This is a genomic window from Brevibacillus aydinogluensis, assembly GCF_961514395.1.
Taxonomy (GTDB): Bacteria; Bacillota; Bacilli; order Brevibacillales; family Brevibacillaceae; genus Brevibacillus; species Brevibacillus aydinogluensis.
In genome coordinates this window covers 201,360-221,388 of record NZ_OY569118.1, presented here as the reverse complement: position 1 = coordinate 221,388, position 20,029 = coordinate 201,360, and the positions used below count along the sequence as shown (strand labels likewise).

17 protein-coding genes are annotated in these 20,029 nt (G+C 56.7%); 4 read left to right on the top strand and 13 right to left on the bottom strand.

Annotated elements, in window-relative coordinates:
* Positions 1 to 62: 62 nt before the first annotated feature.
* Positions 63 to 437, bottom strand: a complete 375-nt coding sequence (locus Q7F15_RS00975; RefSeq protein WP_029100404.1) for a response regulator — start codon at positions 435 to 437, stop codon at positions 63 to 65.
* Between the two features lie 164 nt (positions 438 to 601).
* Between Q7F15_RS00975 and Q7F15_RS00970 the strand changes: the two genes are divergently transcribed.
* Positions 602 to 1,396, top strand: coding sequence for a lipid II flippase Amj family protein (locus Q7F15_RS00970; protein ID WP_171564055.1), 795 nt, complete (start codon positions 602 to 604; stop codon positions 1,394 to 1,396).
* A gap of 183 nt (positions 1,397 to 1,579) precedes the next feature.
* Here the strand turns inward: Q7F15_RS00970 and ltrA are convergent, their stop codons facing one another.
* From ltrA to rpoE, 3 genes are all read right to left on the bottom strand, one after another.
* The gene (ltrA, locus tag Q7F15_RS00965; RefSeq protein ID WP_230077222.1) at positions 1,580 to 2,839 is read right to left on the bottom strand and encodes a group II intron reverse transcriptase/maturase; all 1,260 of its coding nucleotides are present in this window, start codon (positions 2,837 to 2,839) and stop codon (positions 1,580 to 1,582) included.
* 624 nt (positions 2,840 to 3,463) lie between these two features.
* Positions 3,464 to 5,065 carry a CTP synthase gene (pyrG, locus tag Q7F15_RS00960; protein ID WP_171564053.1) on the bottom strand — a complete coding sequence of 534 codons (1,602 nt, stop codon included), beginning with the start codon at positions 5,063 to 5,065 and terminating at the stop codon, positions 3,464 to 3,466.
* Between the two features lie 209 nt (positions 5,066 to 5,274).
* Complete coding sequence (gene rpoE, locus Q7F15_RS00955) at positions 5,275 to 5,817, bottom strand: DNA-directed RNA polymerase subunit delta (protein WP_171564052.1); 543 nt, start codon at positions 5,815 to 5,817, stop codon at positions 5,275 to 5,277.
* Between the two features lie 399 nt (positions 5,818 to 6,216).
* Here rpoE and Q7F15_RS00950 point away from each other — a divergent pair, with 399 nt between their 5' ends.
* Positions 6,217 to 6,687, top strand: coding sequence for a cytochrome c oxidase subunit II (locus Q7F15_RS00950; RefSeq protein WP_171564201.1), 471 nt, complete (start codon positions 6,217 to 6,219; stop codon positions 6,685 to 6,687).
* A gap of 20 nt (positions 6,688 to 6,707) precedes the next feature.
* On the top strand, positions 6,708 to 8,405 hold the full coding sequence (locus Q7F15_RS00945; protein WP_304414910.1) for a b(o/a)3-type cytochrome-c oxidase subunit 1: 1,698 nt from the start codon (positions 6,708 to 6,710) through the stop codon (positions 8,403 to 8,405).
* Positions 8,406 to 8,538: 133 nt separating this feature from the next.
* Here the strand turns inward: Q7F15_RS00945 and icmF are convergent, their stop codons facing one another.
* From icmF to Q7F15_RS00905, 8 genes are all read right to left on the bottom strand, one after another.
* Positions 8,539 to 11,790: a fused isobutyryl-CoA mutase/GTPase IcmF gene (icmF, locus tag Q7F15_RS00940; protein WP_304414909.1), complete on the bottom strand. Its 3,252-nt coding sequence runs from the start codon at positions 11,788 to 11,790 to the stop codon at positions 8,539 to 8,541.
* Between the two features lie 33 nt (positions 11,791 to 11,823).
* Positions 11,824 to 12,456: a TetR/AcrR family transcriptional regulator gene (locus Q7F15_RS00935; protein WP_171564049.1), complete on the bottom strand. Its 633-nt coding sequence runs from the start codon at positions 12,454 to 12,456 to the stop codon at positions 11,824 to 11,826.
* Between the two features lie 143 nt (positions 12,457 to 12,599).
* A complete protein-coding gene (meaB, locus tag Q7F15_RS00930) occupies positions 12,600 to 13,547 on the bottom strand; it encodes a methylmalonyl Co-A mutase-associated GTPase MeaB (RefSeq protein ID WP_171564048.1) in 948 nt (315 codons plus the stop codon).
* 36 nt (positions 13,548 to 13,583) lie between these two features.
* Positions 13,584 to 14,726, bottom strand: a complete 1,143-nt coding sequence (locus Q7F15_RS00925) for an acyl-CoA dehydrogenase (protein ID WP_171564046.1) — start codon at positions 14,724 to 14,726, stop codon at positions 13,584 to 13,586.
* Positions 14,727 to 14,770: 44 nt separating this feature from the next.
* On the bottom strand, positions 14,771 to 15,913 hold the full coding sequence (locus Q7F15_RS00920; RefSeq protein WP_212132573.1) for an acyl-CoA dehydrogenase: 1,143 nt from the start codon (positions 15,911 to 15,913) through the stop codon (positions 14,771 to 14,773).
* A 30-nt stretch (positions 15,914 to 15,943) separates the two neighbouring features.
* Complete coding sequence (locus Q7F15_RS00915) at positions 15,944 to 16,795, bottom strand: 3-hydroxybutyryl-CoA dehydrogenase (protein ID WP_171564044.1); 852 nt, start codon at positions 16,793 to 16,795, stop codon at positions 15,944 to 15,946.
* Between the two features lie 69 nt (positions 16,796 to 16,864).
* Entirely contained in the window at positions 16,865 to 18,043 is a 1,179-nt protein-coding gene (locus Q7F15_RS00910) for an acetyl-CoA C-acetyltransferase (protein WP_171564043.1), read from the bottom strand.
* 239 nt (positions 18,044 to 18,282) lie between these two features.
* The gene (locus Q7F15_RS00905) at positions 18,283 to 18,615 is read right to left on the bottom strand and encodes a sigma factor-like helix-turn-helix DNA-binding protein (RefSeq protein ID WP_171564042.1); all 333 of its coding nucleotides are present in this window, start codon (positions 18,613 to 18,615) and stop codon (positions 18,283 to 18,285) included.
* A gap of 167 nt (positions 18,616 to 18,782) precedes the next feature.
* Here Q7F15_RS00905 and Q7F15_RS00900 point away from each other — a divergent pair, with 167 nt between their 5' ends.
* Positions 18,783 to 19,334: a hypothetical protein gene (locus tag Q7F15_RS00900; RefSeq protein WP_171564041.1), complete on the top strand. Its 552-nt coding sequence runs from the start codon at positions 18,783 to 18,785 to the stop codon at positions 19,332 to 19,334.
* Between the two features lie 36 nt (positions 19,335 to 19,370).
* Here the strand turns inward: Q7F15_RS00900 and Q7F15_RS00895 are convergent, their stop codons facing one another.
* Positions 19,371 to 19,907 (bottom strand): glucosaminidase domain-containing protein, encoded by a 537-nt coding sequence (locus tag Q7F15_RS00895; protein WP_171564040.1) that lies wholly within the window; start codon positions 19,905 to 19,907, stop codon positions 19,371 to 19,373.
* Between the last annotated feature and the right edge of the window lie 122 nt (positions 19,908 to 20,029).

Below are 20,029 nucleotides of genomic sequence, written 5' to 3'. Positions count from 1 at the left end.
CATGAATTTGCGTGTTAACAGGTACGCTTGTCCGGGGCCCGGGTCCCGGGACCCTGGTGTCGTTAACAAGCCAACTGCTGATGCACAGCCATGCGCAGCTCATCAATGTCAAACGGCTTCGTGAAGTGAGTCAACGCTCCCAGTTGTGTCGCTTCCTTGATCATGTCCAGCTCGCCGTACGCGGTCATCATGATGACCTTGATGTCCTGGTTGATCTTTTTGATGTGTTTTAAAATCTCAATGCCGTCCATGCCGGGGATTTTCATATCGAGGATCACCAGATCAGGCGACTCCTTTTCCACGATCTCCAGGGCCATTTTGCCGTTGGCCGCCTGGAACGTTTTGTAGCCTTCCTTGCCAAGCACCTCGTACAGCAGGATGCGAATGCCGTACTGATCGTCCACAACCAACACTTTTTTCTCCCGTTTATCCTGCATGGTTTTCCTATCCCCCTGCTCAATAGACCGTTTTACTTAAATTACCTTGATTCGCCTAAAATCAGGAAAATCCTGCAACGGCTAGTGGAAAATTTCCCCGGCAGCACCTTTGAAGTATAATGAAGGATAACCATTTTCGACACATGCAAGGTGACTGAACCCGTATGAATACAGTCTGGTTGATTTGCCTGTTTACATTTGTGATCCACGCCACGGAGACGCTTTCGTTCGCCATTCGCCTGGCCGGCGTGCAGACGGCGCGGCTGGCCGTCGCGCTGTCTCTGACCGGCATGGTTCTGCTCGTCTCCCGCACCGCCAACCTGATGCAAAGTCCGTTTACCGGCGGACTGATTGACCGGGCGACCGTCACTCATGCGGATGTGGCCCCCGATCTGCACATGATCATCGGTGCCGCATCGCTGGGCACGCTGGCGGCCATCCTCCTGTTTCCCACCTGCGTCCAGCTCTCAAAGCGGCTGATCGCCCACCTGGAACTGGCCGGCTCCATCCCGCAGATGCTGCGGACATCCGTCACGGTCCACAGCATTCGCCACGTCCGGCATCACATCCGCTTGCCCCGCTGGCGGGCGCTGTCGCGGTTTCGTTTCCGGGGCATCCCCAAACGGCTGCTGCTGCTCAACTGCGTCGTCACCGGCATCTACACGACAAGCATCCTGTCCGTCCTGTACGCGTCGCTGCTCGCCCCTGCTTTCAAGGCGACGGTGCTGATGTCCTCGGGTCTGGTCAACGGCTTTGCCACCATCATCATGACCGTGCTGATCGATCCGCAGGTGGCGCTGCTGACGGACAAGGCCCTGCAGGGACAAGCCCCGACCGAGACGATCCGGGACACGTACCTGTCGCTGATGGTGTCCCGCTTCTTCGGCACGATCCTGGCTCAGTTCCTGCTCGTGCCGGCGGCCCACTGGGTGGCCTGGCTGGCCCCGCTGTTCCATTAGCGATCGCCTGATTGGTGAGACAAGACTGGCATCAGACGAAAATCGTCCGGCGAACGGATCACAGACGGGACGGCGCTGACGCCCTGTTTCCATCCCGGGCCAAAAATCCTGGAATCGAGTAGGAGGGGGTGGCTAACCCCCGTCCTCTCACACCACCGTACGTACCGACCGGTATACGGCGGTTCACCAAGCTTGACGAAGTGTGAAATATCGCTGTATCAAACTCATCAGCCCTTGTTGTTGCCAGTAGGCAATACCAAGGGCTTTGTGCATGTGCGGGGATTTTGTTGTCCGCCACGCCCCCTTTCGGGTGTTTGCGATTTCCAGTGCTCTGTTGTGAGAAAATCCAAGCGAACGAAGTTCGCGGTACCTCGTACGAACTCGTTTCCACTGCGTCCATAGACAGAGCCGGAGCCTTCGGCGAATCCATTCCTCTATTCGCAGAAGATGGGTTTTCGCCTCGGCCAGCGCAAAATACCCGATCCATCCCATGAGGTATTGGTTGAGTTTTTGAATCCTCTCCTGCATGGCCATGCTTCGATGTGGGTTGGTTAATTGGCGAATTCGTCCTTTTAACCGGGTGATCGATTTGGGATGCAGACGTATCCGCGCTTCCTTTCCCGGAATAAAGCTAAAGCCGAGGAACTTCCGGTTGCACGGGCGGTCCACCGCACTTTTCTGTTGATTTACCTTGAGTTTGAGAACCCTGGTCAAGTATCGCTCCACACTTGCCTTTACACGTTCACCCGCACGTTTGGAGCGGACGTAGATGTTGCAGTCGTCCGCATAGCGGCAGAAACGGTGTCCCCTTTTCTCCAACTCCTTGTCCAGGTCGTCTAGCAGAATGTTGGCCAACAGCGGACTTAAGGGGCCACCTTGCGGCGTGCCCTCTTCCGTCGTGACACACACTCCGTTGACCATGACTCCGGATTGCAGATAAGCGCGAATTAGTTTAAGAAGGCGCTTGTCCTTCACCTTGCGGGCAACCCGGCTCATTAGGATATCATGGTTGACCCGGTCGAAGAACTTCTCCAAGTCGATGTCGACCACATACCGGAATCCTTCGTTGATGTACTGTTGTGCTTTCCGCACAGCACTGTGAGCACGGCGGCCTGGACGGAACCCGAAGCTGGAGTCGGAGAACTCTGGGTCGAATATGGGAGTCAATACCTGCAGGATGGCCTGCTGGATGAAGCGATCTACCACGGTAGGGATGCCTAGCAATCGTATTCCCCCGTCAGGTTTCGGGATTTCGACCCTGCGGACAGGAGACGGCTTGTAGGTTCCCTTCTCGATTTGCGACCGGATGGTCGCCCAGTGCTGACGAAGGTAGTCGCGCAGTTGTTCGGTTGAAACACCGTCGATTCCCGCAGCACCTCTGTTGGCCTCCACTCGTTTGAGAGCGGCCATGAGGTTGTCCCGTGACAGCACTTTCTCCAGCATGCCCCTGACGATACTCCTCTCTTCGCACACATGTTGCTAAGCTTGCCGTACGATGCTCAGCCCTTCTCTGTACCCTCGGGGCTTCACCCCTACTATTCAGAGGAAGTTCCATTTCGGAATTCTGCTTCGACGCACCGTATCGAAAGGGATTAGAACATGTGTTGACTTGATGTTCGGCCCTTCCTCCTTCGAGCGTCCTCTATCGGAGTACTATGGCCTCTGCTGACTTCTGCATGTTCAGCGCCCCCTCGCGGAGACGGTTGCCAACGGTAGTAGGCGTATCATGCAGACCTCCCCGGGTAAGGACGGTAACTTTCGTCCCATGTACCTGCCCAATTTACTGCTGCACTCCTTGGCTGTATGGGGCTTCACCTTGTTCGGCAGGCTCGCCCGAGTACAACAGCCTCAAATTGGGTTCGTGTACCTCAGGTCAGGACTTTGCCGCCGGCTTCCTTCAGATTCCGCCTCACGGCGGACACCCTTGCCTTAAGCTAACGGTTGGTACAGCCAACCCCCGTTCGGGACTTTCACCCTATAGCTACCGCCCATGCCGGGCGCACCAAAAAGACGCACCACCGGAGATCCGAAGGTGCGTCTTTTTTGTTTGGGTACGACCCGCGCCGCTTAGCCCTTGTACGCCAGCGAAGCCTTTACAAATTCGCGGAACAGCGGCTGCGGACGGTTTGGACGGGAGGTAAATTCCGGATGGAACTGCGTAGCCAGGAACCACGGATGGTCCGGAATCTCCACAATCTCCACCAGACGGCCGTCCGGGGAAGTACCTACAAAGCGCATGCCCAACTTGGCCAACTGCTCGCGGTACTCGTTGTTCACTTCGTAGCGGTGACGGTGGCGTTCGTACACCAGTGTGCTCTGGTACGCCTTTTCGGCCAGGCTGCCCGGCTCCACTTTGGTCGGTCCCAGACCAAGCCGCATGGTGCCGCCCATGTCTTCGATCTCTTTTTGTTCCGGCAGAAGGTCGATGACCGGGTATTTCGTATTCGGATTGATTTCCGAGCTGTTAGCGCCCTCCAGACCGGCCACATGGCGGGCAAATTCGATGACGGCGATCTGCATGCCCAGACAGATGCCCAAAAACGGCACCTTGTTTTCGCGGGCGTAACGGGTGGCGGTAATCTTTCCTTCAATGCCGCGGTCGCCGAATCCGCCCGGCACGAGAATGCCGTTTACGTCGCCCAGCAGTTCATGCACGTTTTCCGGCGTCACTTCTTCGGCGCTCACCCACTTGATCTCCACGTTGCTGTCGTTTGCGTAGCCGCCGTGATAGAGCGCCTCCGCGACGGAGAGGTAGGCGTCGTGCAGCTCCACGTACTTGCCGACAATGGCGATGCGGGTGGTGCGAGACAGATTTTTGATCTTGTTGACCAGTGCTTTCCATTCGGTCATGTCTGCTTCCTGACAGGTGAGCCCCAGGTGGCGGCAGACGTAATCGTCCAGACCCTGTGCCTGAAGCTGCAGCGGCACGTCGTACAAGGTCTCGGCGTCCACGCATTCGATCACCGCGTTTTTGTCGATGTCACAGAACAGCGCCAGCTTGTCCTTCATCTCCTGGGACAGCGGGTGTTCGGTACGGGTGACGATGACATTGGGCTGGATACCCAGACTGCGCAGTTCCTTGACGCTGTGCTGTGTCGGCTTGGTTTTCATCTCGCCGGCAGCCTTTATATACGGGATCAGGGTGACGTGAATGTACATGACATTTTCGCGACCGATGTCGCTCTTGATCTGGCGGATCGCCTCCAGGAACGGCAGGCTCTCGATGTCGCCCACGGTGCCGCCGATTTCGGTGATGACCACGTCGGCGCCGGTTTCACGTCCCGCACGGAAGACGCGCTCCTTGATCTCGTTGGTAATGTGCGGAATGACCTGAACGGTGCCGCCCAGATAGTCGCCGCGGCGCTCCTTGGCGATGACGGCGGAGTAGATTTTCCCGGTGGTCACGTTGGAGTTGGCGCTCAGGTTGATGTCGATGAAGCGCTCGTAGTGCCCCAGGTCCAGGTCCGTTTCCGCCCCGTCATCGGTGACGAACACTTCGCCGTGCTGATACGGGCTCATCGTACCCGGGTCGACGTTGATGTACGGGTCAAATTTTTGGATGGTTACCTTTAGGCCCCTGTTTTTCAGCAGTCGGCCCAAAGAAGCGGCAGTAATTCCTTTTCCCAACGAGGATACAACCCCGCCTGTCACAAAAATGTACTTGGTCATGATTTACGTCCCCTCTTTCCCCTGTTGCGTGATGATTGTACAGATAAACAACGATGAAGACGGCTCCAAAAAAGAAAAAACAAAAGCGGTTCCCACCCCGATCCAGCTCGGGCAGGGGGCACTTTTGTTTTGTAGTTTCCCATATTAAATCCTTCTTCATGTGAAGCCCAAGGAGTATTTTATCTGTCTCTTAGGCGGAAGTCAAGAATCTAAAAATCCTCGTTATCCTCGTCAACTTCCGCATCCTCGCTGTCTGCGTCTTCGTCGTCAAACAGCTCATCGTCTTCCACAATTTCTTCCTCATCGTCAATTTCGGGGTCCAGTTCGTCATCCAACGCCGCATCGTCCAGGAACTCTTCGTCGTCTTCGAAGATAGCGATTTCGTCCTCTTCGTACTCTTCGACGATGTCTTCCTCGATCTCGTAATCGTCGAAGTCGTCGTCGAGGAGCACCTTCTTCTTCTTGCCGCCCTCCTGGGTTTCTTCCACGGCGTCTGTCGGGTACCACCGCTTCAATCCCCAGGTGTTGTCTCCCAGGCAGACAAAACGGCCGTCGATGTTGATTTCCGTATATACTTGGGCAATAATGGCCATCTTTTGCTCTTCTGTCATTCCGCGCAGGGCAGCCAATTCGTCCATCAGCTCGCGGAAATTGTACGGCCGATTGGTTTCGCGCAAAATCTCGTACGCGATGTCAACCAATGCCATTTCGTTCATTTTTTCACGGTCCATATGTGCAAGCAATTGACTCACCCAGGGCACGTCCTTTCATTGGAAAACTTGGCGTTCCGTCAAGGCTCTCGCCGTTCGGCCGAGACCTTGGTCTCTGATCAACGGTAAATAGGCTACCTTACAGTATTCATTATTTTAGACAAAAATGCAAGGAATTCAAACGGTTTTTCTAGCATCCCGAGGCGTCAAACTGTGATGTGGTAGAACAGGACGCAGAGGAGTGCATAACCACCCAGTATGTGGGAAATGTCTAATATTGTAACTCACACGCAGCGGAGGGTGACAATGAAAAACGACAGACAACTGGCCGGCAGCTTTTTTTGGTGATGGTCTTGGGCGTCCTGATGATTCTCGGCTGGGTCAGCATTTTCGACCTGTATCTCAGTCGGCAGTAGGTTAGGAGGAATGGCGGTGCTGGGAATTGATTTGCCTCGTTACGAAAAGATCTGGCTGTGGTTCGGCGTCATCACCCTCATTATCTTTCTTCTCGTCACCGGGATCATGGCATTCGCGATGAACCTGCACCCGGCCGCCGGTCACGAGCGGACGGTCGCCCCGGAGCAGGTATTGAGCACGGCGCCGTTTGACAAACCGGGTGTCTATCCTGTCGGCGACAAGGAGTATCAGGTCGTCATGGTGGCCCAGGCCTTCAACTTCCTGCCGGCCGCCCCGACCGTTCCCGCAGGATCGACCGTTCATTTTCGCGTGACCAGCCCTGATGTCATACACGGCGTTGCCATACCGGGAACCAACGTAAACATGATGGTTCTGCCGGGACATGTCACGGAATTTACCTATACCTTCAAGAAGCCGGGAGAGTATTTGCTCTTGTGCAACGAATACTGCGGCATCGGCCATCAGGTCATGATGGCCAAAATGGTGGTTCAATAAAACGGGTGGAGTTGTTGAAGATGAGTGACTTGCAAAACACCGGCTTCGGCGGTGCCACAGTCGGCAAAAGCGACTTTCGCTTTCAGCGCGATGACCAACTGCTTATTCAGGCCCACATCGGATTTGCCTATCTGGCCCTGCTGCTTGGAGCGTTGGCGGGAGTGCTGCAGACCCTGCAGCGGACGGGCGTCATTAGCTTGCCATCGGCACTCGGTTACTATCAGCTGCTCACCCTGCACGGGGTAAGTCTGGCCCTGGTGTTCACCACCTTTTTCATCATCGGATTTCTCTTTTCGGGCGTGGCCAAAACAACGGGAGGCGAGCTGACACCACGGGAACGGGCATGGGGATGGACGGGTTTCGTCCTGATGGCGGCGGGTACCGCGCTTGCACTCATTCCCATCCTCACAAATGACGCGTCCGTGCTCTACACCTTTTACGCACCGCTCAAAGCCTCTCCGCTGTTCTACGTCGGCCTGACTGCCGTCGTGGTCGGAAGCTGGTGCAGCAGCGTCACCATCTTTTCCGCCTTCCGCAGATGGAGGCGCGCTCATCCCGGCGAATCGTCCCCGCTGTTTGCCTACATGGCTGTCGCGACGATGATATTATGGGTCATCTGCACCCTCGGCGTCGCGATCGAAATGCTGTTCCTGCTGATTCCCTGGTCAATGGGGTGGACAGAACGGGTGGATGTCAGCCTGAGCCGGACGTTGTTCTGGTATTTCGGTCACGCCCTGGTCTACTTCTGGCTGCTGCCGGCCTACATTTACTGGTACGTCAACATCCCTCGGCTGATAAAAGGGCGCATCTTTAGCAATTCGCTGCCTCGGTTGACGTTTATTCTGTTTATCCTCTACTCCATACCGGTCGGGCTGCACCACCAGTTTAACGAGCCGGGCATTGACTCGGTCTGGAAGTTTGTGCAGACCGTTCTCACCTTTTTCGTGGTCATTCCCTCGTTTTTAACGGCGTTTTCCATTTTGGCCACGTTTGAATTGGCCGGCCGTTCCCAAGGGGGAAAAGGGCTGCTGGGGTGGATCACCAAGCTGCCGTACAAGGACGTTCGCTTTCTCGCGCCGTTTCTTGGCATGGTCCTGTTTGTACCGGCCGGCATCGGCGGGATTATCAATGCCAGCTATCAGTTAAACCAGGTGGTTCACAACACGTTATGGGTAACCGGCCACTTTCACCTTACCCTGGCCACCAGCGTCATCCTTACATTTTTCGGAATATCTTACATGCTGATTCCGGTGCTGCGCGGCCGGACACTGACCCCGGCGATGAATCGTCTGGGGATCGTCCAGGCGTTTACCTGGGTGATCGGGATGGCGCTCATGTCGGGCGGGATGCACGCTGTCGGGCTCCTGGGCGAGCCGCGGCGAATCAGCTACACGACGTACAACGACCATCCTGTTGCCCAGATGTGGTTCCCCTACCGTCAAGCGATGGCGTGGGGCGGGGGCATCCTGTTCACGGGAATTGTGCTGTTTCTGATTATCGCCGTATACCTGTGGTTCTTTGCGCCGAAAACGGAAACGCCCAACGAATACCCCATCGGCGAGGTCACCCCTGATCAGCCCAAACCGCCGTTGTTTCTGGAACGCTGGTCCATCTGGATCGGTGTGGCCGTTGGCTTGATCCTGTTTGCCTACACGATGCCCTTCGTGCAGCTGTTCATCCACCCGGCTCCCGGCGCACTGCCGATGCGAACGTGGTGACAGCTATGTCCCCATTTACATCGGCCGTCTTGCATCCGTTTCGACACACTCCCCGGCAGCGGAACGAAAAAAGGCCCGCCTTGCGGAAGCAGCCTGCTTTCGCACAGCGGGCATTCGTTTTTACATATTGCGTCTACATATTCCGTCGATACTGTCCGCCCACTTCGTACAGCGCGGCGCTGATCTGTCCCAGCGAAGCCACCTTCACCGTCTCCATCAGCTCGGCGAAGATATTGCCGCCGGACATCGCCACTTCCTGCAGCCGCTTGAGTGCAGCCGGCGCCTGCTCGCGATGCCGCTCGTGGAAGGCGCGCAGGTTGCGGATCTGTTGTTCTTTCTCCTCTTCCGTCGCACGCGCCAGCTCGATCTCGTAGTCCTCTTCCGAGGCGTTCGGGTTGATAAAGGTGTTCACCCCGATGATCGGCAGCTCGCCGCTGTGCTTTTTCATCTCGTAGTACATCGATTCGTCCTGGATCTTGCCCCGCTGATACTGCGTCTCCATCGCGCCGAGCACGCCGCCGCGCGCGTTCAACCGCTCAAATTCCTGCAGCACCGCTTCCTCCACCAGATCGGTCAGTTCCTCGATGATAAACGAGCCTTGCAACGGATTCTCGTTTTTCGCCAGGCCCAACTCCTTGTTGATGATCATCTGGATCGCCATGGCGCGGCGGACGGAGTTTTCCGTCGGCGTGGTGATCGCTTCGTCGTAGGCGTTGGTGTGCAGAGAATTGCAGTTGTCGTAGATGGCGATCAGCGCCTGCAGCGTGGTCCGGATGTCGTTGAAGTCCATCTCCTGCGCGTGGAGGGAGCGCCCGGACGTCTGAATGTGATACTTCAACTTTTGGCTGCGCTCGTTGGCGCCGTAGCGGTTTTTCATCACCGTCGCCCAGATGCGGCGCGCCACCCGGCCGATCACCGTGTACTCGGGGTCCAGTCCGTTGGAAAAGAAGAACGACAGATTGGGCGCAAAGTCGTCGATATGCATGCCCCGGCTCAGGTAGTATTCCACGTAGGTAAAGCCGTTGGCCAGCGTAAACGCCAATTGCGTGATCGGGTTGGCCCCCGCCTCGGCGATGTGGTAGCCGGAGATGGAGACGGAGTAGTAGTTGCGCACCTTGTGGTCGATGAAGTACTGCTGGATGTCGCCCATCATCCGCAAGGCGAACTCGGTGGAGAAGATGCAGGTATTTTGTCCCTGGTCTTCCTTCAGAATGTCCGCCTGCACCGTGCCGCGCACTGTAGACAGCGTGTACGCCTTGATCTGCTCGTACTCGTCCGGCGTCGGCTGTCGCCCTTCCCGCTCCACGAATTTTTCCACCTGCTGATCGATCGCTGTGTTCATGAACATGGCCAGTATGATCGGCGCCGGACCGTTGATGGTCATGGATACGGAGGTGGTAGGCGCGCACAGGTCAAACCCGGCGTACAGCTTCTTCATGTCGTCGAGCGTACAGACGCTGACACCGCTGTTGCCGATCTTTCCGTAAATGTCGGGGCGGTAATCAGGGTCTTCGCCGTAGAGCGTTACCGAGTCAAACGCCGTGCTGAGCCGCTTCGCCTCGTCGTTTTGCGACAGGAAGTGAAAGCGCCGGTTGGTCCGCTCCGGTGTGCCTTCCCCGGCAAACTGCCGCTTCGGGTCCTCCCCTTCCCGCTTGAACGGGAAGACGCCCGCTGTGAACGGGAATTGTCCCGGCACGTTTTCTTTGAGCGACCATTTCAAAATTTCGCCCCAGTCTTCAAATTCAGGCAGGCACACTTTCGGGATGCGGGTGCCGGAGAGCGACTCCGTGTACAGCCGGGTGACGATCTCCTTGTCGCGCACCTTGGTGACAAATTGATCCTGCCGGTACTGTTCCTTGAGCTTCGGCCAGTTGTCCAGGATGCGGCGGCACTCGGGATGCAGCTTGCCTTCAAAATGGGCAATCTGCTGATCCAGCACACGGACCACCTGGGCCGCATCAGGTTCGCCCGACGCCAGCAGCGTCTCCTTGGCGCCATGCAGTTGATACAGCTTGCGGGCAATCGCCGACTGCTCGGTGACGAATCCCCGGTACGCCCGCACCGTGTTGGCGATCTCCTGCAGATAGTTGACGCGCTCCGCCGGGATCAGTGCCGTCTTGTGCGTCTTGACCGGCGTCGCGTCAAGATGTTCCACCGGCCAGTCGACACCTGTTTTTTCCACGATCTTGCGCATCAGGGCGGCAAACAGCACATTGGTGCCCGGATCGTTGAACTGGCTGGCGATCGTGCCGTACACGGGAATCTGCTCATCCGGCACATCAAACAGGTTGTGGTTGCGCCGGTACTGCTTGCGCACCTCTCTCAGCGCGTCCTCCGACCCTTTTCGTTCGAACTTGTTGATTGCCACCAGATCGGCAAAGTCGAGCATGTCGATCTTTTCCAGCTGGGATGGGGCGCCAAATTCGCTGGTCATCACGTACAGCGCAACGTCGCAAACATCCTTCACCTGGGCATCTCCCTGTCCGATGCCGCTGGTTTCCACGATGATCAGGTCAAAGTTGGCGGCCCGGGCCACCCGGATCGCATCCTTGACGGCGGCCGACAGTTCCGAGCCGGACCGGCGCGTGGCCAAGCTGCGCATGTAGACGCGCGGCGTGTTGTTGGCATTCATGCGGATGCGGTCACCAAGCAGTGCTCCGCCCGTCTTTTGCTTGGACGGGTCGACGGACAGGATCGCGACGGTCTTGTCGGCATAGGTGCGCAAAAAGCGGCGAACCAGCTCATCAGTCAGTGAACTTTTTCCCGCGCCGCCTGTGCCGGTGATCCCCAGCACCGGCACCGTGCGCTCCGGCTCCGGCAGTCCGTCCGTGAGCCGCTCCTTCCACTCCGGCTTTTCCACGCCGTACTCCGCTACGGAAATCAGCCGGCCGATCGCCTGATGCTGCTGCCGACGCAGTTCCTCCACCTCACTCGTCAATTCCGTGACTGTGGGGAAGTCGGTCTCTCGCAGCATGTAGTTGATCATCCCCTGCAGCCCGAGGCGGCGGCCGTCGTCAGGGGAAAAGATCTTGCAGACGCCGTACGCTTCCAGCTCGCGGATTTCCCGTGGAACGATGACCCCGCCTCCGCCGCCAAAGACGCGGATGTGTCCCGCTCCTCTCTCACGCAGCAGGTCCACCATGTATTTAAAAAACTCGACGTGACCGCCTTGGTAGGAACTGACGGCAATCCCCTGCACATCTTCCTGGATGGCAGCGGTAACGATCTCATCGACGGAGCGGTTGTGCCCCAGGTGAATCACTTCCGCCCCTGATGCCTGCAGGATGCGGCGCATGATGTTGATCGACGCGTCGTGCCCGTCGAAGAGACTGGCAGCCGTGACAAAGCGAACCTTGTGTTGCGGACGATACACTTCCGTTTCCATCGTTCCACTCTCCCCGAATATCAAGTTACTCGTTTACTCGGAGACGCTGACCTCCCGCAAAAGCAAAGCCGTCTGCTTCTCGGTGAACTCCTCCAGTGTGTAGTGCCGCTTTAACGCCCAGCGGCGGAATACCCACATTTCACCCAGCACCATGATGTTGTCAGCCATCAGCTTGACGTGCTTCTCGTCAATACCGATGGACCCGTCGGCAATGCCTTTGCGCAGAATCTCCTCGAAAATCTGCGTAATTTCTTCCTCGCGCTGCAGCACGTAGCGCAGCGTCTCTTTCGGCAGCGACTTGGACTCCTGATAGATCAACAGGACGCGGTCGCTCATTTGGTCCATCACGCGGAAAAAGCTCTTCAGCGCCAGCTTCAGGATTTTCAAGCCGGTGCCGTTGAACGTGATCGCCTCGCGCAGGCGGCTTTCCACTTCCGCGTGGATGGCGTCGCACACCAGATAGAGGACGTCTTCCTTGGATTCGATGTATTCGTACAGGGTGCCGATGCTGAATCCGGACGCACGGGCGATCTCCCGCGTGGTCGTCTTGTGAAACCCTTTGTTGATGAACAGATCGACAGCCGCTTCAATAATCTGCTCCCGCCGCTTTTCGATCAGCTTGGGGTCCTTTACCAGGGACGGTATGGTTTTTCGTCTTTCAGACATGATTTCTTACACCTCTCCAACCGACTGAGCGTTTGGTCAGGCAACATTTGGAAAAAGAAAGACCGCAACGCTCTCTTTCTATTATATCCCGTATATTATACGTCGAGAGAGCGCCTAACGCCAATCTTTCTTTATTCCTCCGCTCAGGGAGTCTGTCCCCACCACTCGCGGACAATTCGGTCGGCAGTGGAGTACGGGTCGGCTTCCCGCGCTGCCACTCGCTCCAGTTCGTCCCGGTACCGGCCCGCTTCGATGCTGCCCAGCAGCCGCTGGTAGAGAGAATCGCGAACGATGTCCAGCACTTCCTCCTGCAGGTGGCGGGAGCGGCGTATCTGCCCCTCTCCGCTCTCCTGCAAAAAGCGCTGGTGCAGTCCCACCTGCTCCCACAGCTCAGCCATTCCCTGGCCGCGCGTGGAGACCGTCTGGACGATCGGCGGACGCCAAGGCGCGTCATGCTTGGCCAGATCCAGCATCTGTTCCACTTCGATCCGCAGCTTTTCCACGCCCGGCAGATCGGCTTTGTTGATCACGAACAGATCGGCAATCTCCATGATGCCCGCCTTGAACGCTTGGACCGAATCGCCTCCGCCGGGAGTAAGCACCACCACCGTCGTATCAGCGATGGTCATCACGTCCAGCTCCGACTGCCCTACCCCGACCGTCTCGATCAGGATGACGTCACAGCCGTACGCGTCCAGCACCCGCACGGCGTCCCGCGTGTTGCGGGAAAGGCCGCCGAGACTGCCCCGCGTCCCCATGCTGCGGATAAACACACCGCTGTCCAGCGCGTGGTTCTGCATCCGCACGCGGTCGCCCAGAAGCGCGCCGCCGGTAAACGGGCTGGTCGGATCAACCGCCACCACGCCGATTTTCAACCCCAATGTGCGCAGGTAGCTGATCAGACAGTCCACCAGCGAGCTTTTGCCCGCGCCCGGCGTCCCGGTAATGCCGATCAGCTTCGCCCGGCCGGTGTGAGGAAACAGTTCCCGCAGGATCTGCGACCGCTCCGGATAATCGTTTTCGATGCAGGTGATGGCGCGGGCTGCCCCGCGCGCGTCGCCCGCCAGGATGCGCCGTGTGATCTCGTGCATGAAAAGCCCTCTTCTCGCCCTGTACTGTGCTGCATCTTACTCTTTCAGCAGGTAGTTGCTGATGACAACTCGCTGAATCTCGTTGGTTCCTTCGTAAATCTGAGTGATCTTGGCGTCGCGCATGAAGCGTTCCACCGGATACTCGCGGGTGTACCCGTAGCCGCCAAAGATCTGCACCGCCTCCGTCGTCACTTCCATGGCGATATCGCCGGCAAATACCTTGGACATCGCCGATGCCTTGCCGTAGGGCAGCCCCTGGTCTTCCAGCCATGCCGCCTGGTAGGTGAGCAGTCGAGCCGCCTCGATTTTCGTCGCCATGTCGGCCAGCTTGAATTGAATCGCCTGCAGCGACGCGATCGGTTTGCCGAACTGGTGCCGTTCCTTGGCGTACGCCAGCGCGTGATCAAACGCCCCCTGCGCGATGCCCAGCGCCTGGGCGGCGATGCCGTTGCGCCCGCCATCCAGCGTCATCATCGCGATCTTGAAGCCCTGTCCTTCTTCACCGAGCACGTTTTCCACGGGAACGCGGACGTCCTCAAAGTTGACGGCGAGCGTCGGCGACGAGCGAATCCCCAGCTTCTTTTCCTTTTTGCCCATCGTAAAGCCGGGCATGCCTTTTTCCACGATAAAGGCGGTGATTCCCTTGTGCTTCAGCTCCGGATTGGTCAAGGCAAAGACGATGTAAATCTCCGCCTCGCCCGCGTTGGTGATAAAAATCTTGGAGCCGTTTAGCACGTAGTGATCGCCGTCGCGCACGGCAGTGGTGCGCATCCCGGCAGCGTCGGACCCGGAGCCGGGCTCGGTCAGGCAGTAAGCGCCCAGCTTTTTGCCTTCCGCCAGCGGCCGCAGGTACTTCTGCTTCTGTTCTTCCGTGCCGAACTTGTAAATCGGCCAGCTCGCCAGCGAAACGTGGGCGGACAGCGTGACACCGATGGACGCGTCCACGCGGGACAGCTCCTCCACGGCGAGCACGTAGCTGAGGTAGTCGGCTCCCGCGCCGCCGTACTTCTCCGGCCAGGGAATGCCGGTCAGCCCCAGCTCCGCCATCTGTTCAAAAATGGACCGGTCAAAGCGCTCTTCCTCATCGCGCTCCGCCGCTGTCGGCGCCACCTGGTTCTCCGCGAAGTCGCGAATCATTTTGCGGAGCATTTCCTGCTCTTCCGTCAGATGAAAATTCATGTTCCCCACTCCCCTGCGTCATGGTTATTCGTGCGTCCCGTTTCTCAAGTGGACAGCAGATGTTTGGCGATCACAATGTGCTGAATCTGGGTGGTGCCCTCGTAGATTTGCGTCACCTTGGCGTCGCGGAACAGCCGCTCCACCGGGTACTCCCGGGTGTACCCGTATCCGCCGAAGATCTGCACCGCCTCAGTGGCGTTTATCATCGCCGCGTCGGAGGCAAACTTTTTGGCCATGGACGCTTCCATGCCGCACGCAAGCCCGCGGCTGCGCAGGAAGGCGGCCCGGTAGACCAGCAGCCGCGCCGCTTCCGCCCGCGTCGCCATGTCGGCCAGCTTGAAGGCGACCGCCTGCTGCTTGATAATCGGCTGGCCGAATTGCTTCCGTTCCTTGGCGTAATCGGTCGCGTACTGAACGGCTGCTTCCGCGATGCCCAGCGCCTGCGCGGCGATGCCGATCCGGCCATAGTCGAGGTTGGCCATGGCAATCTTGAATCCAATGCCTTCCTGCCCGAGCAGGTTTTCGGCCGGCACCCGCGCGTTGTCGAAAATCAGTTCCGTCGTATTGGAACCAAACAGCCCCATCTTCTTTTCCTTTTTGCCGACGATAAAGCCTGGCGTATCCTTTTCCACGATAAACGCGGAGATGCCCCTTCGCCCCTGGGACGGGTCGGTCACGGCAAATGTGATGTATACGTCCGCCTCGCCGCCGTTGGTGATGAACACCTTGTTGCCGTTGAGGATGTATTCATCCCCTTTGCGGACGGCCGTCGTGCGGATATTGCCCGCATCCGATCCCGCCTGCGGCTCGGTCAGCGCAAACGCACCGAGGTATTCGCCGCTGGCCAGCTTGGGCAGGTACTTTCGCTTTTGCTCGTCGCTTCCGAAATACAGGATCGGATTGGTGCCGACAGAGGTGTGCACGGAGAGAATCACGCCCACGGTGGCGCTTACTTTGGAAATCTCGTGAATGGCCAGAATGTACGAGATGAAGTCAGCGCCAGCTCCGCCCCATTCTTCCGGTACCGGAATGCCCATCAAGCCGGTTTCCCCCATTTTTTTCACGATGTGGCGGGGAAACTGTTCCGTCTCTTCCATGACGGGAACGAACGGAGCGATCTCCTTTTGGGCAAAATCTTGCACCATCCGGCGCATCATCTCATGCTCTTCGCTAAATCGGAAATCCATCGCGTCCTCCCTCTTTGCCGCGTACAGATTCTAGTTGTAGACGTAGAAGCCTCGTCCCGATTTACGGCCGAGCCAGCCAGCCTTGACGTACTTGCGCAGCAGCGGGCACGGCCTGTATTTGGAGTCGCCGAAACCTTCGTACAGCACTTCCATGATGTACAGGCAGGTATCCAGCCCGATGAAGTCGGCCAGCGTCAACGGCCCCATCGGATGGTTCATGCCCAGCTTCATCACCTCATCAATTGCTTCCGGCTCGGCCACGCCTTCGTACACGCAGTAGATCGCCTCGTTGATCATCGGCATCAGCACGCGGTTGGAGACGAATCCGGGAAAGTCGTTGACGCTGACCGGTACTTTGCCCATCTGTTTGGCCAGGTCCTCCGTCAACTGATACACCTCGTCCGCCGTCTGCAGGCCGCGGATGATCTCGACCAGCTTCATCACCGGCACCGGGTTCATGAAATGCATGCCGATTACTTTTTCCGGCCGTTTGGTCACGGCAGCGATTTCCGTAATCGGCAGCGAGGAGGTGTTGCTGGCCAGCACCGTGTGCGCCGGGCAGATCTCGTCCAGCTGGCGGAAAATCTCCGCTTTCACGCCCATGTTTTCCGTAACCGCTTCCACCACAAAGTCTGCGTCACGGCCATCCGTCAGATCGACGGAGAGGGTCAGGCGGGCCAGCACCGCCTCTTTGTCTTCCGCACTCATTTTGCCTTTTTCCACGCTGCGGGCCAGATTTTTCTCAATCGTCTGCCGGCCGCGGTCCACAAATTCCTGCCGGATGTCGTGGAGAATTACCCGAAAACCGGCCTGCGCCGCCACCTGGGCGATGCCGCTGCCCATCTGTCCCGCACCTACGACCATGATCGTTTGAATGTTCATAAACACGTCCCCTTCCTCGCAACAATGCCATTTATTCACCCGTCCAAACGCAACCGGTCCCCGCAGAGACTAGAACACCTTGATCAGAACCGCGTCTCCCTGGGCCGCTCCGCTGCAAATGGCGGCAACGCCCAACCCTCCCCCGCGGCGCCGCAGTTCGTACACGAGGTGCATGATAATTCGCGCCCCGCTCGCCCCGATCGGATGGCCGAGCGCGATCGCCCCGCCGTTGACGTTTACCTTTTCTTCGTCCCAACCGACGATCTTGCCGCTGGTCAGGATAACGGCGGCAAATGCCTCGTTCACTTCAAACAGATCGATCTCGTCCAGCCGCGTGCCGGTCTTTTCCAGCAGCTTTTGGATCGCCAGTCCCGGCGTGGTGGCGATGTACGGCGCCTCCGCGCCCACCTGCGCGTGACCCAGAATGACTGCCAGCGGGCGAATCCCCAATTCGGCCGCCTTGTCCTCCGCCATCAGCACCATCGCTGCCGCGCCGTCGTTGATGCCAGGCGCGTTGCCGGCGGTAATCGTGCCGTCCTTTTTGTACACCGGCGGCAGTTTGGCCAGCACCTCCAGCGTGGTGTCGGGACGCGGCGCCTCGTCTTTGGTGACGAGGATTGGATCGCCCTTTTTCTGCGGTACCGGCACGGGCACGATTTCCTCGTCGAACAGACCGGCCGCCATCGCCCTGGCCGCTCGCTGCTGGCTGCGCAGCGCCCAACGGTCCTGCTCCTCGCGGGTGATGCCGTACTCCTCCGCCACGTTGCTACCGTGGACGGCCATCGGCACTTGATCAAACGGGCAGGTCAGCCCGTCGTACATCATCAGGTCGCGCACAACCGCATCGCCCATGCGCAGGCCGTACCGCGCGTTGGGCAGTGCATACGGCGCACTGCTCATGCTCTCCATGCCGCCAGCCACGATGATCTGCCCGTCTCCGGCGCGGATGATCTGGTCGGCCATGGTGACCGCCCTCATCCCGGAAGCGCACACCTTGTTGATGGTCTGGCTGGCCACGTTCCACGGCAGTCCCGCCTTGCGGGCCGCCTGACGGGAGGGCACCTGCCCCGCTCCCGCCTGTACGACCATGCCCATGATCACTTCGTCCACCTGCTCGCCGGACACGCCGGCCCGCTTGAGTGCTTCCTTGATCGCAATGGCCCCCAGATCAACTGCGGAAACGTCTTTCAGCGCGCCGCCGAACTTGCCAAACGGGGTGCGTGCCGCCCCCGCAATTACTGTTTTCATCTCGGCTCCTCCTCGCTGCATGGCATTCATTACAAAATGATCGAGCGATCGCTCATTTTTGCTTACTTTCATTTTGCCGTCTCCCGTCTGAATAGTCAATGTAATACGAAAAAAAGGACGCCTGACTTTTCTTGTCAGTCCGGCAGCCATTCGTTGCCGGACGGGCATCCCGCTTGCCTTTCTGACGCTGTATGGGAGCGCAAAATCCAAGGGGCTGTTGGTTCCGTATAGTCCCGCTGTCAATCAGAAATGAGTTTTTGACGTAGCTGCTGTAAATACTTTGTTTTGCAAACATTTACTCGTTTCTGTGAAATATTAAGTTGCTTCGCCACTTCTCTTTCAGGTATGCCTTCAATCACCACCTTTTGAAGGATAAAACGTCCTCTATCAGGAAGGCTACTGAGCAACTCCTTAACAAATAGATCTGATACTACCAATCCCTTGTGTTCTTTTGTCCATACATCCTCAAGCACGCTTTCATGGCGATATACTTTATTTGCTTGATACTGTAATCTCCATGCGATCCGTTTTAACATTTGGCGATAGTAATCAAACATTGACTGATTTTCCATCGAATCCCCCCTGTTCTCTAGGTAAATTTCCTGTTAGTAAAACATCCGGTTTTTTCGAATGTTTTCGCTTGATAGATGCACGGTTTTCCAAAATATGAAACTTATTGGAATTTCACTCGTCCAATATAGTATCTAAACAAAGGGCGATGGAAAGGTGTGCGGCATACATGAAAAAATGTATTCTTTTCCTCATATTGCTCGGAATCGCAAGCGGGTGCAGTGCCGTTTCTTCCCAGGGAGAACATAATCATGAGCAGGTATCGGCGCCACATTCAGTGGATTCACAGGCTGAAGAAGTGGAAAAGCTTGTGGTGCAAAGAGGGCATGATCGTTTTGTTTTCGAGAATCCTTCGCGCTGCATGGGGATTCTTGTGAATGCCAAAGATTTGTACAGGTTTGCTTATCGAAGAGACGGCGAGGAATTGGGGGACGAGCAAAAACTGCCATTCCTGCAAGAAAAACTGGAAGAAGGAACAAGTCAATATGACAAAGTGTACATAAGAATTGTCCAAAAGCCCTTCATTCCGGAAAGCGGGGTAAATGAATTCCCTCGAAAGGATATCGTGATTTATCTTGATCCGCAGAATCCAAATGACGCCTTTGTCGGTGTGCAGAACCCGCATAATCTGGATGAATGGAAGATCTATCAGGTTAAAGATTATGGCGGCTGGGTGAAAAAAGAAATCGATCTACATTTAGCTCTGCACACGGGACTATAACAAAGAAGCACCATATACATGGTGCTTCTTTCCAAACTACAGATTGCTTCGTCTGCGGAGTGTTTCCAGATACCCCATTACTTCATCATAGTATTGATCATGGTCGGAGCCGCCATACCCGGCATCCGCGATGTATCGTATGCATTTTTCTGAACTGGGGTTGTTTGTGCTTTTCAAATAATTGATTAACGCAGAGTATCGGCTATTTTCTTTAAAGAACCGCGCAAAGGAGTTAGCATGGGTACTGCGACCGATATAAGCAGCCCATCCGCCTTCTCCTTTGCCATAGTTTCCTGGTGGATTGGAACTACTTACATATTTCATGTTTGACCAATTTTGATTGTTTCGTTGTGTTTTACTTGCACCCCATCCTGATTCTCCTCCCCACATAGCGAGGATTACCTCAACAGGCAAGCCATAACATTCATCGCTAGCATCTTCGGCAACTCGTTTGAACGCATCAACGAAAGCTTGTACTTTATCATTGGGATCGGTATTTGGATTCAAGTCTACATAAGTATCTCGAACACCATCAACTTTAACAGGTTCTGTTGGAATTGGTATCAACGCCATCATATTCTCTCCTTTAGCTAGTAGATAAACGACTTTAGACCGGTCATTGTCGTTTTCACTTACTAGGTAAAAAAGAGAAACGATTGATACCCCCTATTATTGCGTTTTATGCAAAAAAATCC

Excerpts from the sequence above, each read along its gene's own strand:
- Q7F15_RS00900 (WP_171564041.1), top strand. The coding sequence starts at position 18,783 with ATGAAAAAATGTATTCTTTTCCTCATATTGCTCGGAATCGCAAGCGGG.
- Q7F15_RS00895 (WP_171564040.1), bottom strand. The coding sequence starts at position 19,907 with ATGGCGTTGATACCAATTCCAACAGAACCTGTTAAAGTTGATGGTGTT.
- Q7F15_RS00920 (WP_212132573.1), bottom strand. The coding sequence starts at position 15,913 with ATGGATTTCCGATTTAGCGAAGAGCATGAGATGATGCGCCGGATGGTG.
- pyrG (WP_171564053.1), bottom strand. The coding sequence starts at position 5,065 with ATGACCAAGTACATTTTTGTGACAGGCGGGGTTGTATCCTCGTTGGGA.
- Q7F15_RS00925 (WP_171564046.1), bottom strand. The coding sequence starts at position 14,726 with ATGAATTTTCATCTGACGGAAGAGCAGGAAATGCTCCGCAAAATGATT.
- Q7F15_RS00970 (WP_171564055.1), top strand. The coding sequence starts at position 602 with ATGAATACAGTCTGGTTGATTTGCCTGTTTACATTTGTGATCCACGCC.
- ltrA (WP_230077222.1), bottom strand. The coding sequence starts at position 2,839 with ATGCTGGAGAAAGTGCTGTCACGGGACAACCTCATGGCCGCTCTCAAA.
- Q7F15_RS00915 (WP_171564044.1), bottom strand. The coding sequence starts at position 16,795 with ATGAACATTCAAACGATCATGGTCGTAGGTGCGGGACAGATGGGCAGC.
- meaB (WP_171564048.1), bottom strand. The coding sequence starts at position 13,547 with ATGCACGAGATCACACGGCGCATCCTGGCGGGCGACGCGCGCGGGGCA.
- Q7F15_RS00975 (WP_029100404.1), bottom strand. The coding sequence starts at position 437 with ATGCAGGATAAACGGGAGAAAAAAGTGTTGGTTGTGGACGATCAGTAC.
- Q7F15_RS00935 (WP_171564049.1), bottom strand. The coding sequence starts at position 12,456 with ATGTCTGAAAGACGAAAAACCATACCGTCCCTGGTAAAGGACCCCAAG.
- icmF (WP_304414909.1), bottom strand. The coding sequence starts at position 11,790 with ATGGAAACGGAAGTGTATCGTCCGCAACACAAGGTTCGCTTTGTCACG.
- Q7F15_RS00905 (WP_171564042.1), bottom strand. The coding sequence starts at position 18,615 with ATGGAAAATCAGTCAATGTTTGATTACTATCGCCAAATGTTAAAACGG.
- Q7F15_RS00945 (WP_304414910.1), top strand. The coding sequence starts at position 6,708 with ATGAGTGACTTGCAAAACACCGGCTTCGGCGGTGCCACAGTCGGCAAA.
- Q7F15_RS00910 (WP_171564043.1), bottom strand. The coding sequence starts at position 18,043 with ATGAAAACAGTAATTGCGGGGGCGGCACGCACCCCGTTTGGCAAGTTC.